The organism is Streptomyces sp. NPDC002926, from assembly GCF_053591755.1.
This window is the reverse complement of record NZ_JBSFUK010000003.1, coordinates 37624-50960: the sequence shown is the minus strand read 5'-3', so window position 1 is coordinate 50960 and position 13337 is coordinate 37624. Positions and strand designations below refer to the sequence as shown.

Annotated in this window: 14 protein-coding genes; 6 read left to right on the top strand and 8 right to left on the bottom strand. The window is 70.1% G+C overall.

The genetic code is table 11. The annotated features are described in order from the left end of the window. Positions 1-1803, bottom strand: coding sequence for a hydroxysqualene dehydroxylase (locus ACWDZ6_RS06590; RefSeq protein WP_451501960.1), 1803 nt, complete (start codon positions 1801-1803; stop codon positions 1-3). 113 nt (positions 1804-1916) lie between these two features. On the opposite strand from ACWDZ6_RS06590, the gene ACWDZ6_RS06585 reads away from it, so the two are divergent. Continuing rightward, positions 1917-2351, top strand: a complete 435-nt coding sequence (locus ACWDZ6_RS06585) for a YchJ family protein (RefSeq protein ID WP_451501959.1) — start codon at positions 1917-1919, stop codon at positions 2349-2351. Positions 2352-2401: 50 nt separating this feature from the next. Here ACWDZ6_RS06585 and ACWDZ6_RS06580 read toward each other — a convergent pair whose 3' ends face one another. Together ACWDZ6_RS06580 and ACWDZ6_RS06575 are read right to left on the bottom strand one after the other, a co-directional pair. Further along, a complete protein-coding gene (locus ACWDZ6_RS06580) occupies positions 2402-2848 on the bottom strand; it encodes a hypothetical protein (RefSeq protein ID WP_451501958.1) in 447 nt (148 codons plus the stop codon). Continuing rightward, complete coding sequence (locus tag ACWDZ6_RS06575) at positions 2845-3507, bottom strand: DJ-1/PfpI family protein (protein ID WP_366735036.1); 663 nt, start codon at positions 3505-3507, stop codon at positions 2845-2847. The genes ACWDZ6_RS06580 and ACWDZ6_RS06575 overlap by 4 nt, the downstream gene beginning before the upstream one ends. 236 nt (positions 3508-3743) lie before the next feature. Here ACWDZ6_RS06575 and ACWDZ6_RS06570 point away from each other — a divergent pair, with 236 nt between their 5' ends. Further along, positions 3744-4706, top strand: coding sequence for a GlxA family transcriptional regulator (locus ACWDZ6_RS06570; RefSeq protein ID WP_451501957.1), 963 nt, complete (start codon positions 3744-3746; stop codon positions 4704-4706). A 30-nt stretch (positions 4707-4736) separates the two neighbouring features. Here ACWDZ6_RS06570 and ACWDZ6_RS06565 read toward each other — a convergent pair whose 3' ends face one another. Both ACWDZ6_RS06565 and ACWDZ6_RS06560 read right to left on the bottom strand, forming a co-directional pair. Then, positions 4737-4994, bottom strand: a complete 258-nt coding sequence (locus ACWDZ6_RS06565; RefSeq protein ID WP_326653847.1) for a hypothetical protein — start codon at positions 4992-4994, stop codon at positions 4737-4739. Positions 4995-5718: 724 nt separating this feature from the next. Next, positions 5719-6789, bottom strand: coding sequence for an ATP-dependent DNA ligase (locus ACWDZ6_RS06560; RefSeq protein WP_451501956.1), 1071 nt, complete (start codon positions 6787-6789; stop codon positions 5719-5721). Between the two features lie 54 nt (positions 6790-6843). Between ACWDZ6_RS06560 and ligD the strand changes: the two genes are divergently transcribed. From ligD to ACWDZ6_RS06540, 4 genes are all read left to right on the top strand, one after another. Beyond that, complete coding sequence (gene ligD, locus ACWDZ6_RS06555) at positions 6844-7887, top strand: non-homologous end-joining DNA ligase (RefSeq protein ID WP_451501955.1); 1044 nt, start codon at positions 6844-6846, stop codon at positions 7885-7887. A 249-nt stretch (positions 7888-8136) separates the two neighbouring features. Further along, on the top strand, positions 8137-8934 hold the full coding sequence (locus ACWDZ6_RS06550) for a VOC family protein (protein WP_451501954.1): 798 nt from the start codon (positions 8137-8139) through the stop codon (positions 8932-8934). A 149-nt stretch (positions 8935-9083) separates the two neighbouring features. Further along, entirely contained in the window at positions 9084-9329 is a 246-nt protein-coding gene (locus ACWDZ6_RS06545) for a WhiB family transcriptional regulator (RefSeq protein ID WP_326653854.1), read from the top strand. A gap of 82 nt (positions 9330-9411) precedes the next feature. Beyond that, positions 9412-9633, top strand: coding sequence for a hypothetical protein (locus ACWDZ6_RS06540; protein WP_451501953.1), 222 nt, complete (start codon positions 9412-9414; stop codon positions 9631-9633). A 30-nt stretch (positions 9634-9663) separates the two neighbouring features. Here ACWDZ6_RS06540 and ACWDZ6_RS06535 read toward each other — a convergent pair whose 3' ends face one another. The 3 genes from ACWDZ6_RS06535 to ACWDZ6_RS06525 all read right to left on the bottom strand — a co-directional run bounded on the left by ACWDZ6_RS06535 (position 9664) and on the right by ACWDZ6_RS06525 (position 13336). Further along, the gene (locus tag ACWDZ6_RS06535; protein ID WP_451501952.1) at positions 9664-10638 is read right to left on the bottom strand and encodes an acyl-ACP desaturase; all 975 of its coding nucleotides are present in this window, start codon (positions 10636-10638) and stop codon (positions 9664-9666) included. 116 nt (positions 10639-10754) lie between these two features. Then, complete coding sequence (ddaH, locus tag ACWDZ6_RS06530; RefSeq protein ID WP_326653856.1) at positions 10755-11531, bottom strand: dimethylargininase; 777 nt, start codon at positions 11529-11531, stop codon at positions 10755-10757. A 161-nt stretch (positions 11532-11692) separates the two neighbouring features. Beyond that, positions 11693-13336 (bottom strand): ABC-F family ATP-binding cassette domain-containing protein, encoded by a 1644-nt coding sequence (locus ACWDZ6_RS06525; protein WP_451501951.1) that lies wholly within the window; start codon positions 13334-13336, stop codon positions 11693-11695. Between the last annotated feature and the right edge of the window lies 1 nt (position 13337).

Genomic DNA, 13337 nt, shown 5'->3' with positions numbered 1-13337 from the left:
TCACCCCAGGTCGAAGGCGTTGCGCAGCCCCAGCCGGTAGCGGATGCGGTCGTGGCGCTTCAGCGGCTCGACCTCGGGCGCGCGGAAGAGCGGCTGCACCGTGCAGCGCGGCGCCGACGAACCGACGTTGTCCAGCAGGGCGTTGACGGCCGCGCGGGCCGAGGCGTTGGCCCCCTCCATCGTGGCCAGGTCGATGTCGACGGCGACATAGTCGCCGGCCAGGAAGAAGTTGGGGATCCGGGTGGCCGCCTTCGGACGGTTGTGGAAGGTGCCGACCGGGTGGATGAGGAGCTCGTCCTCATTGGCCGGGTGCGGGGTGCCGAGGCCGGACACGCCCGGGTCGAGGAACCAGGAGTGCAGCGCGCTGTCCTTGAGCGCAGTGCGGCCCGTGTCGTTGACACTCGCCTTGAGCTGGGCCCACACCTCCCGGGCGATCTCCGTACGGGTGCACTGCTTGGCGGTCTTCCCGTACAGGACGCCGACCTTGTCCCACTCGGAGATGTCCACGGAGAGGCAGTCCACCGCGACGCCGTCGCCGTAGTCGGCCGGGAAGTTCCGGGAGGGCCAGTGCCCGGCCTGCTGAATGGCCGTCAGGGACCAGGGTGAGTCGATGCAGTTGAGGTGCCCGTGCAGCAGCGGCGCTCGCTCGGTGAGATAGAACTGAATGCCTGTCATCCAGTCCGTCCGAAGGGTGTCGCAGCGCCCGAGCTGCGGGTCCGCCGCGCGCAGCTCGGCGCCCCAGGTCCGCCGGGCATGCTCCACCGGCATCGCCGATACATAGTGGTCGGCGGTCACCGACCGGCGTACGCCCTGCGGGTCCTCGATCACGGCGGCCGTGACACGGCCGGTGCCGTACTTCACCTCCCGTACCGTCCAGCCGATCTTGAACTGGACGCCCAGCCTCTCCAGATGGGTCACCCAGGGATCGATCCATGCCTCGTTGGTGGGCGCGTTGAGTATCCGGTCGAGTGGTCCGTCAGCGCCCCGGCCCAGCGCGTTGAAGACGAAGGCCTCGAGGAGAGTGGCGACCGTACGCGTGCTGGCCTCCTCGGCCTTGGTCGCGACGATGTTCCGGGTGAGTCCGACGGCCAGGACGCGCTGGTAGTCGTAACTCATCCGCTCGGCCCGGATGAACTCCCACCACGGCGTGCGCTCCCACGTCTCGTCGCGCCGCTCGTCGCAGCTGGTGAGGAAGACGAGCCCGCGGCCCACGAAGTACGCCGTCTCATGGGCCGGGATGCCCAGGACCGTGTCCAGCGCGGCGGTCAGCGCGCGGCGGATCTCGTCGAGCGTGAGCTCGGCCGGCTTGTGGCCCGGCCAGGGCAGCGGGATCCGTAAGTCCTCGCGCCCGGTGCGGGCGAACGACATCTCGGGTGGCGCCACCAGGTTGTCCCAGACCCCGTTGGCGTTACCGGGGTACGGGATGCGCCGCATCGTGTCCGGCAGGTTGTGGTAGATGCCGGGGATGAAGCGGAAGCCGTGTTCGGCGGGCAGCGGTCGGCGGCCGCCCTTCGCGCTGTCCGGGACGTCCATGCTGCGGGCCTTGCCGCCCAGTGCCCTGCGCTCGTAGACGGTGACCTGGAATCCGCGGTCGGCCAGCTCGTGCGCGGCGGTGAGTCCGGCGACCCCGCCGCCGAGTACGGCGACGGACCGCGCGGCCGGAACGGCCTGCGCGCCGTGGACGGCGGTGCGTTCCGCGGCGGTGGCCGCGGCAGCCGTTTCCGCCGGGGTCAGTGCCGCGGTGCCGCCGGCCGCGGCGGCCGCCGTCATGAAGGTGCGTCGTGTATTGCCGACCCGGTCCATCCCCACCCCTTACTGACGGTAACTGTCGCGTCCGGCGCAGGAGCCTACGGAGATCCCCTGCGACCCGGAAGCCCGGCGTGGGCCTATTCGTTCAATGGCTGGAAAATGGACCCATGTCCCGACGCAGCTCCCGCTCCGGGCGTGGTCACGCCCCCGCCCCGACCGACACCTCGCCCTGCCCCTGTGGCCTGCCCGCCACCTACGGCGAGTGCTGCGGCCGCTTCCACTCGGGCGAGCACGCAGCCCCCACCGCCGAGCTGCTGATGCGCTCCCGCTACAGCGCCTTCGTCGCCCAGGACGCCGCGTATCTGCTGCGCACCTGGCACCCCGCGACCCGGCCGGCGCACCTCGAACTCGACCCCGGTATGCACTGGAAGGGGCTCGAGATCCTTCAGACCACGGGCGGCAGCCCCTTCCACTCCTCGGGCACGGTCACCTTCCGCGTCCGCTATCGGCAGCACGGCAAGCGTGGCGCACTGCACGAGCGCAGCAGCTTCGAACGGCACGCCGGCGCCTGGGTGTACGTCGACGGTGTCTTCCTGGAGTGAGCGCCGGCGCTCGCCCCGGGCCGGACGTATGTGGTGGCGGTCGGGGCGGGTCACGCCCCGGTGGTGGACCCGGGCCGCACGATCATCAGAACCGTGACGGTCGCCCACAGCAGGTTGAACACCCCCGTGTACATGGCGAGCCTGGCGGAGGCGACCGCGCCGAGGTTGTCCAGGACCGCGCTCTGCCCGGGCAGCACCAGCAGTCCGAGGATGCCGGCGGCCAGGGCGGTGAGCACGATCGAGACGATCAGCCAGGTGTCGCCGAGGACATGCAGACTGTTGGCGGTGGCGAGGCCGAAGACGGGCACGACGACACCGACAACGGCGTACACCCGGCAGATGCGGTGCAGATTGCGTACGGCACCGAGTGCCCCTTCGCTCTCGGGCTCGGCCTGGGCCCTGCGGACGGCGGCCGGGAACGCGCTGGCCGCGACGGTCACCGGGCCGATCGCGATGATCGCGGCCAGGACATGGACGATGAGCAGGAACTTGGTCATCCCGGCAGTCCTTCGAGGACGGGTGCCGTGCCGCGGGCACTCCAGACCGTGCCGCGGCGCTCATGGGAGAAGAGCTTCTCGACCTCGTGCGCAATACGGGGTCCGAGCTCCCGCTCCAGCAGATGGAGCGCGAGATCCAGACCCGAGGTGACGCCCGCGCCGGTCACCAGATCGCCGTCGTCGACGACCCGGGCATCGATCGCGTGGACCCCGGCCGCGGCGAGCGCGTCGAGACCCATGTGATGGGTGGTGGCTCGGCGGCCCGTGATGAGGCCCGCCATCGCGAGCACCATGGAGCCGCCGCAGACGGTCGTCATGGTCACGCCAGGCCGGTCACAGGCGGCCTTGAGCAGGCCGGGCAGCGGCGTCCCGAGACTCCGGCCGAGGATCGCCGGGACGGTGTCGGCGCCGCCGTCGTCCGAGATACGACCCGCGGCCCCCGGCACCAGAACCAGATCCGCGCGCTCGGGGTCCAGCGCGGCGGTGGCCCGCAGCGTGAGCATGCCCAGGCCGCCGGGCACCTCGCGAGGGCCCTCGGCCGAGACGAGTTCGACGGTGAGCGCGCCGCCGGCGACCGTGCCGCCGGCGCCGAGCACTTCGTACGGGGCGATGACGTCCAACGGGTCGAAGCCGTCGAACAGAACGATCTGGGCGAGCATCCGGCACCAGTCCTCATGTCTCGGGATCCCGGGAGTCCCGATGTCGCGGGACTCTCGTGAAGAGCCGCGCCCGGCGGGGCGGCCGAACCGACGCTATTGAGCGCCGACAGCGGCCGACAGTGGCAAGAAAGCCACCTTCCAACGGATTCTCGCCAGGCTCATTTGCCGTAGCTCCAGGCATAGGAGCACAGCTCACAGGCCTTGGCCGGAAAGTACCGGGCGCCTAAGTTATGGCCATGCACACTGTGGCCGTACTCGCCCTGGACGGGGTCATCGCCTTCGACCTGTCCACGCCGCTCGAAGTGTTCGCCCGCACCCGGCTGCCCGACGGCCGGGCCGCGTACCGGGTCCGGGTCTGCGCTTCGGCGGAGGAGGTCGACGCGGGAGCGTTCACGCTGCGCGCGCCCTGGGGCCTGGAGGCACTGGCCGATGCGGACACGATCATCGTGCCGGGCTGCGCCGATCCGACCGTGCCGGTCGCTCCCGAGGTGCTCGACGCGCTGCGGGCAGCTGCCGCCCGGGGTACGCGTATCGCCTCGATCTGCGCCGGCGCGTTCGTCCTGGCCGCCACCGGTCTGCTGGACGGCCTGCGTGCCACCACCCACTGGCTCGGCGCGGCCGGGCTCGCGGCACTGCATCCCGAGGTCGAGGTGGACCCCGATGTGCTCTACGTGGACAACGGACAGTTCCTGACCTCGGCCGGGGCCGCCGCGGGACTCGATCTGTGTCTGCACATGATCCGCCGGGACCACGGCTCGGCGGTGGCGGCCGACGCGGCGCGGCTTTCGGTGATGCCGCTGGAACGCGAGGGCGGGCAGGCGCAGTTCATCGTTCACGACCGGCCACCGACCCCGGGCGGCGTGACCCTGGAGCCTCTGTTGCGCTGGATGGAGGAGAACGCCGGGCGCGAGCTCACCGTCGGCGAGATCGCGGCGCACGCGGGCCTGAGCACCCGCACGCTCAACCGCCGCTTCCGCGAACAGACGGCGACCACACCGGTGCAGTGGCTGCACCGGGCCCGTGTCCGCCAGGCGCAGTATCTGCTGGAGACGACGGGCTACTCGGTGGACCGGATCGCCACCCAGGTCGGCTTCGGCTCACCGACGGCGTTCCGCGACCGCTTCAAACGCCAGGTCGGCACCAGCCCGCACGCCTACCGCCGTGCCTTCCGGGGCTCGGAAGCGCTTCAGCGGATCTGACGTCCCGGGATCATCGACCGGACGCGGCGGTCAGTAGGTGCGGCCCGGCTTGATGATCAGTCGCGGGTTGTATGCGGCAAGGATCTTGTTGGACATGGCCAGAGTGGACAGTGCGTGCTCGCGGTCCGCCCGGTCCTCCGCGCACAGCGGGCTACGGAACCGGTACGCCTCACGCGCGGCGCACTCGGCGTCGATCTCCGCCTGCAGGATGTGGATCGGCATGCAGGACCCGATCAGCGCGGCGACGCTGTCGGGGATCGGTACGGGGATGAGGGGTGACGCGGTCACGTGTAGTCCTTCTCTGCTTCTTCCGTCGGGTGCCGGCGGTCGGCGCCCTACCCCTCCATACGTACCGGACCGGCTTCCGGCTTTGGCGGCGGGGATGTCTCTGTGCGGCAACCGTTTCGGATCACCCCTTGAGGGGCCGGCCATGGGCGTACGCAAGGTTCTGAAGGGGCGGAACAGCGCGGCGATCCTGCCGAGCGTGTCCCGGCCGGACCGGTCAGGAACGACGGCTCGTACGAGAAGTGCGCACTGCCCGGCTCGCCCGGCCGTACGCCTCCGGCGGCACCGCCGACATACCTTACGCGAACGCGGCCGACGCCTCCCCATCGGTGGTCCCGCGGAGCGGAGGGAGTGACGGACGGTGGCGGCTCGTTACCGGATGGCCCCGTGCGTGTGAAGTGCCCGCTGTGGCAAGGGGGTTGATCGGATCGCCGGCCCTGTCCCCGAGAATCAGGTGTCATGCACCCCGGGCCGCGTACGCGAGGAAGATCGGGGCGCCGCTCCGCGAACGACTCGCGGAGCCGGGGGTGTCGGGGCAGTGGGCCGTCGGTGATCGCGCGAAGAGGACGGGCGCAGCGTACGCCCACGGTCGCGAACCGGCCCCCGCGGACGGTGGGTTGATCACCGAAGACGGTCTCGAGGCCGCGCGGCCGGTCTCCCGGGTGCCCGCAGGCGATCACCGGGCCCTTCCCCGTTGCGGAGCGGCAGTCCGGGTGACGGACCCTGCTCACTCTCCGGGGGGTGACAGCACCTCGGACAGGTCGTACCGCACCGGTTCCTCCAGCTGCGTATAGGTGCAGCCGGAGGGATCGCGGTCCGGCCGCCACCGGCGGAACTGGGCGGTGTGCCGGAAGCGGTCCCCCTCCATGTGGTCGTAGGCGACCTCGACCACCCGCTCGGGCCGCAGCGCCACCCAGGAGAGGTCCTTCTTGCCGGTCCACCGGCTGGTCGCACCGGGCAGCCGGGCGCTCTCATGGGCGCTCTCTTCCGTCCATGCGGCCCATGGATGGTCGTCCGGCGGATCCATCCGCAGCGGCTCGAGCTCCTCGATCAACTCCTCGCGCCGCTTCATGGAGAACGCGGCGCAGACGCCGACATGCTGCAGCGCGCCCGAGTCGTCGTACAGGCCAAGGAGCAGTGAGCCGACAATCGGGCCGCTCTTGTGGAAGCGATAGCCGGCCACCACGGCATCCGCCGTGCGCTCGTGCTTGATCTTGAACATCAGCCGGGCGTCCGGCCGGTACGGCAGGTCCAGCGGCTTGGCGATGATCCCGTCGAGCCCGGCGCCCTCGTACCGCTGGAACCACTCCTGCGCCAGCTCGGCATCGGTGGTGGCGGGCGCGAGATGTACGGGCGGTTCGGCGTCGGCCAGTGCGGCGGCCAGGGTGGTGCGCCGTACCGCGAGCGGCGCGTCCAGCAGGGCTTCGTCACCGATGGCGAGCAGATCGAAGGCGACGAAGCTCGCCGGGGTCTGTTCGGCGAGCAGCTTCACCCGGGACTCGGCCGGGTGAATCCGCTCGGTGAGCTTGTCGAAGTCCAGCCGCCCCTCGTGGGCGATGACGATCTCTCCGTCGACGACGCAGCGGTCGGGGAGGTTGGCCAGCAGATCGGCGGCCAGCTCGGGGAAGTAGCGGGTGAGCGGCTTGCCGGTCCTGGAGCCGATCACCAGCTCATCGCCGTCCCGGTGGACGATCGCGCGGAAGCCGTCCCATTTGGCCTCGTACTGCATACCCGGCGGGATCTTCTTCACCGACTTGGCCAGCATCGGTTTGACGGGCGGCATCACAGGAAGATCCATGCATTGATTCTGCACGATATGCGGCATATCTGCGCTCGGCCTACCGTGGCGCACATGGGTGCAGCGGTGGAACTGGAGGCCGGCGGGCGCACCGTACGGCTGTCCAATCCGGACAAGATCTACTTTCCCGAGCGTGGCCTCACCAAGCTGGACGTGGCCCAGTACTACCTGGCCGTGGGGGAGGGGATCACCCGCGCCCTGCGCGACCGGCCCACCACTCTGGAGCGCTACCCCGACGGCGTCGAGGGTGAATCCTTCTTCCAGAAGCGCGTGCCCAAGTACCTCCCCGACTGGATTCCCACAGCCCATATCTCCTTCCCCAGCGGACGGACGGCCGACGAGATGCGCCCCACCGAGGTCGCTGCCGTGATCTGGGCGGCCAACCTCGGGACGCTGACCTTCCACCCCTGGCCGGTGCGCGGAGACGCCGTCGACCACCCGGACGAGCTGCGCATCGACCTGGACCCACAGCCGGGCACCGACTTCAACGACGCCGTCAGGGCCGCACACGAACTGCGCGTCATCCTCGACGAACACGGCCTGCGTGGCTGGCCCAAGACCTCCGGCGGCCGCGGCCTCCATGTCTTCGTGCCGATCGAGCCGCGCTGGGACTTCACGCATGTGCGGCGCTCGGCCATCGCCGTCGGCCGCGAGCTGGAGCGGCGGATGGAGGGAAAGGTGACCACGGCCTGGTGGAAGGAGGAGCGCGGCGAGCGGATCTTCGTCGACTACAACCAGACCGCCCGCGACCGCACCATCGCCTCCGCCTACTCCGTACGTCCCAAGCCGCACGCCCCGGTCTCGGCCCCGCTCCGCTGGGACGAGCTCGATGATGTGTCGCCGTACGACTTCGACCTGGTGACCATGCCCGCCCGCTACGCCGAACTCGGCGATGTGCACGCCGACATGGACGACAACGCCTTCTCCCTGGAGAGCCTGCTGGAGCTCGCCCGCAAGGACGAGCGCGACCACGGCCTGAGCGATCTGCCGTACCCGCCGGACTACCCGAAGATGCCGGGCGAGCCGAAGCGGGTGCAGCCGAGCCGCGCGAAAAAGGACAAGGACACGGAGAAGGAGAAGAAGAAGGAGAGCGATTGACCAGCCGAGGGCCCTCTTCCCGGCCGCGGAAAGGGGCCCTCGGCGAGCCGGCCCGGGCGCCACAGCTTCTGCTCCTCCACCTTGTAGCTCGGGATGCCGTTGGCGTCGCGCGGATGGTCCACGCCGCCGCCCGCTGAGGCTTCTACGGTGTACGGCGCCGTTGCGGAAACCGGTCGTCCTGGATGCGCTGATACGGGATCGGGAGCAGACTCGGACGACAGGCAACGGGACTCCGAGAAGGAGCGCACCATGCTCACGACCCGTTTTGTCACAGGCTCCCCGAACTGGATCGACCTCGGCACACCCGATATCGAGACGGCGCGCACTTTCTACGGCGGCCTGTTCGGCTGGACCTTCCGTTCGGCGGGACCCGATGCCGGCGGCTACGGCATGTTCCAGCAGGACGGCAAGACCGTCGCCGGCGGCATGACGGTCGCTCCGGAGCAGGGCGCCCCCGGCTGGTGCGTCTACTTCCAGTCGCCCGATGCCGACGCCACGGCCAAGTCGGTCGAGCAGGGCGGCGGCGCGGTCGCCGTCGAACCGATGGACGTATTCGATATGGGTCGTATGGCGGTTTTCGCCGATCCGTCGGGCGCCGGCTTCGCGACATGGCAGCCCGGCCGGAACAAAGGCTTGGACCTCGTCAACGATCCCGGCTCGCTGTGCTGGGCGGAGCTGTACACGCCGGACACGGGCGCGGCCCTGAGCTTCTACACCGGTGTCTTCGGCTGGGAGACGAACACCATGCCGCTGCCCGACGGCAGCGGCTCGTACATCATGATCAACCCCGCCGGTACGACCCCGGACGCGATGTTCGGCGGCGTCGCCCCGCTCGCGTCGGACCCGGTGGAGGCGGCGGACGGGCCGAGCTGGCTGCCGTACTTCGAGGTGGTGGACTGCGACGCCGCGGTCGCTCTGGCGGAAGCGCTGGGCGGCGAGGTCAGGATGGCGCCGGTCGACCTGGAGGGCGTGGGCCGGTTCGCGAAACTGGCGGATTCGGCGGGCGCGAAGTTCGCGGTGATGCAGGGGGCGCAGCCGCAGGGCTGACGAGCCCGCGCGGGGCGCGCCGCATCGTCGGCGGCCTCGAGGATCTGTACCGTTCGTGCGGGGCCTCGGGGCAGGTCGGTGCGGGTAGCGGTGCGGTCGTTGATCCTTCATTGACCGGGCGTTTATCGGCGCGGGGCACGGTGTCCTGTATGCCGATCAACACCATCACTGACAATGAACTCTCCTGGCAGGAGACCGCGTTGTGCGCCCAGACGGGGCCGGAATTCTTCTTCCCGGCCCCGGGCTCGTCGACGCGGGAGGCGAAGCAGCTCTGCGGGGCTTGCGAGGGGCGGGTGGCGTGCCTGGAGTACGCGCTGGCGCATGACGAGCGATTCGGGGTGTGGGGCGGGCTGTCCGAGAAGGAGCGGCACCGCCTCCAGCGCGGGCGGAGCTGAACCCGTCCGTCCCCCTCGGCGGACACATCGGGCTCGTCGGAACCACCGGCGCCGGGATGACGGGGCGCCGATGGTCCGGGCGGTGACGACCAGCTCGGGCGCGGCGGCGGTGAAGGCCCGTCCGCCGGGCCCGGGGTCGCGGGCGTGCGTGATGCGGCCATGGGCATCGGGCGCGGCGGCGGTGAAGGCCGTCGGCAGGGCCCGGGGCGCGGACGTGCGTGATACGGCCATGGGCGCGCTGACGGCGTACGAACGGCCGGAAGGCGCCCTGACGGCCCGCAGGGCGCCCCCAGCGTCCGCATAGGCCGGTCGGCGGGGAACGGGGCCGGGACGGTCAGCCCGCCGCCCGCGCCGCCATCCGCGCCTTGCGCGCAGCCAGCTTCTCGTCGAACTTCGACGCTTCGGAGTCCAGCCCGCCCATGTACAGACCCAGCTCCTCCTGCGCCTTGAGACCCTCCGGCCCCAGCCCGTCGATGTCCAGCACCTTCAGGAAGCGCAGCACCGGCTGCAGGACGTCGTCGTGGTGGATCCGCATGTTGTAGATCTCGCCGATCGCCATCTGCGCCGCGGCCCGCTCGAAGCCCGGCATGCCGTGTCCCGGCATCCGGAAGTTGACCACGACGTCGCGCACGGCCTGCATGGTCAGGTCCGGGGCGAGCTCGAAGGCAGCGCCCAGCAGATTGCGGTAGAAGACCATGTGCAGGTTCTCGTCGGTCGCGATACGCGCCAGCATGCGGTCGCAGACCGGGTCGCCCGACTGGTGGCCGGTGTTGCGGTGCGAGACGCGGGTCGCGAGCTCCTGGAAGGCGACGTACGCCACCGAGTGCAGCATCGAGTGACGGTTGTCGGACTCGAAGCCCTCGGCCATGTGTGCCATCCGGAACTGCTCAAGCTTGTCCGGGTCGACAGCGCGCGAGGTGAGCAGGTAGTCGCGCATCACGATGCCGTGCCGGCCCTCCTCCGCGGTCCAGCGGTGCACCCAGGTGCCCCAGGCTCCGTCGCGGCCGAAGAGGGAGGCGATCTCGTGGTGATAGCTGGGGAGGTTGTCCTCGGTCAGCAGGTTCACGACCAGCGCGATCTTGCCGATGTCGGTGACCTTGGACTGCTCCGGTTCCCAGGACTGGCCGTCCTGGAAGAAACCGGGGAAGTTGCGGCCGTCGGTGAACGGGACGTACTCGTGCGGCATCCAGTCCTTGGCGACCTTGAGATGGCGGTTGAGTTCCTTCTCCACCACCTCCTCCAGCGCGAACAGCAGTCGGGCGTCTGTCCACGCTTCCGAACTGCCGAGGTGGGGAGAGGTGATCGTCACGGGTGCTCCTGGGGGACGGGAGAGTTACTTACGGATTCGTAGGTTACGAGACCGTAGGTTAAGGCGGCAGTAAGCCTCTGGCCAAGCCCGGTATGACAATGTCCCGTTACGTTCTGTTATGCATACAGGTCGCGAAGACGTACGGACAGGCAAGTCACGCATCCCTCGAGCTTCTCGAACTCGCTGATGTCCACCGTGACCGGCTCGTAGCCGAGATCCGTGAACAGTTCCGCCGACTTCGGAGCGCTCGCCGCCATCAGCAGCTTCCCGCCGCCGAGCAGCACCACATGCGCACCCGACTCCTCCGGCACCGGGAGGTGACGCGGGAAGACCGTCGGGATGTCCACCAGCGCCGGGTATCCGATGACGGTGGAGTCCGGCAGTGCGGTCACCGCGGACTTCAGGTGCAGCACCTTGCTCACCGGTACGGCCACCACTCGCGCGCCGAGCGGCTCGAAGGCGGCGCGGAGCTGCTGCACCCCCGCCGCGTTCGTACGCCCGCCGCGGCCCACGTAGATCGTGTCGCCGATCTTCAGGACATCGCCGCCGTCGAGGGTGCCGGGCTCCCAGACCCAGTTCACCGAGCAGCCGAGCCGCGCCAGGGTCTCCTCGACAGCCGCCGTCTCCGGCCTGCGGGACTCGGCTCCCGGGCGGGCGATCAGCGCGACATTCCGGTACATGACCACCGTGTCCTCGATGAAGACGCCGTCCGGGCAGTCGTCGGCCGGCTCCGTCTCGACGGTCTCCCAGCCGTGCTCGCGCAGCGTCTCGGCATACTTCTCCCACTGCTCGAGCGCCAGCGCGGCGTCGACCGTGGTCCGCTCGATATGGGTGACCAGGCCCTCGGCGAGGCGCGGGCTGGGGCGGCGGATCAGGGCTTTCCTGCTGGGCACGGGCGCTCTCCAGGTCTGTCCGGGGGTCTGGTCGCGCCCATCATGGCCCGCCGTGCCGCGGCGATGGAATCCCCGATGAGCCGCCCGTGGGAGCGGGTGCTGCCGGTGGTGCCGGGTCTGTGCGGCCGCGCAGACCTGCCGCGGATCGAGGCGCAGCACTCTCACGTAGCCGGAAGCTCCCCCTCCCTTACCTCGTCCGCGGTGATGTCACGGAGCTCGCCGTCCAGCAGCAGCCAGCGCGTGATGCCGATCGATTCCAGGAACGGCACATCGTGACTGGCCACGATCAGCGCTCCCTCGTACGACTCCAGCGCCGCCGTCAGCTTCCGTACGCTCGCCATGTCCAGGTTGTTCGTCGGCTCGTCGAGCATCAGCAGCTGCGGCGCCGGCTCGGCCAGAAGCAGCGCGGCGAGCGCCGCGCGGAACCGCTCTCCGCCCGACAGCGTGCCGGCCGGCCGGTCGGCACGCGTGCCCCGGAACAGGAAGCGGGCGAGCCGTGCCCTGATCCGGTTGTCGGTCGCGTCGGGCGCGAACCGCGCCACGTTCTCCACCACGCTCAGGCCGTCGTCGAGCACGTCGAGGCGCTGCGGCAGAAAACGGAGCGGGACCTCGGCGACCGCCTCGCCGGCGACCGGCTCCAGCTCGCCGGCGATCGTACGCAGCAGGGTGGTCTTACCCGCTCCGTTGCGCCCGACGAGCGCGATCCGCGCGGGGCCGCGCACCGCGAACTCTCCCTTCACCTCGGCCCCGTAGCGCAGCGTCAGCTCGTTCAGACGCAGCACACCACGGCCCGGATGGACCTTGGTGAACGGCAGCTCGATACGGATCTCGTCGTCGTCGCGGACCGCGTCCACGGCCTCATCGAGCCGCTCCTTCGCCTCGGCGAGCTTCTCGGCGTGCATGATGCGGTGTTTGCCGGCCGACTCCTGGGCTGCGCGTTTGCGCGCCCCCATGACGATCTTCGGCTCGCGCCTGGAGTCCCACATCTTCTGTCCGTACCGCTTGCGACGGGCCAACTTGACGTGGGCGTCGGCCAGTTCACGCTTCTGGCGCTGTACGTCCGCCTCGGCCACGCGCACCATGCGTTCCGCGGCCACCTGCTCGACGGCGAGCGTCTCCTCGTACGCGGTGAAGCTTCCGCCGTACCAATGGATCTCCCCGTCACGCAGATCGGCGATCTGGTCGACCAGATCGAGGAGTTCACGGTCGTGGCTGACCACGACCATCACGCCCGACCAGGCGGCGACCGCGTCGTAGAGCCGCCGACGTGCGTACAGATCGAGGTTGTTGGTCGGCTCGTCGAGCAGCAGCACATCCGGCGCGGCCAGGAGAAGCGCGGCCAGCCGCAGCAGTACGCCCTCGCCGCCCGACACCTCGCCGATGGTGCGGTCGAGTCCGATGTGGCCGAGACCGAGCTGGTCGAGGGTGGCGCGCGCCCGTTCCTCGACGTCCCAGTTGTCGCCCACCGCTGTGAAGTTGTCCTCGCTCGGATCGCCCGACTCGATCCTGTGCAGCGCGGCGCGCGTGGTCGCGATGCCGAGCACCTCGTCCACCCGCAGGGCGGTGTCGAGTACCAGGTTCTGCGGCAGAGCGCCGACCCGGCCCGCGATGTGTACCGCCCCGCCGGACGGCGTGAGTTCACCGGAGAGCAGCTTCAACAGCGTTGATTTCCCGGATCCGTTGAGGCCGATGAGGCCGGTCCTGCCCGGGCCGATCGCGAGCTGGAAGTCGTCGAAGACCCCGGTGCCGTCAGGCCAGGCGAAGGTGAGCGAGGAGCAGGTGATGTGGGTGGGAGAAGTAGCCACA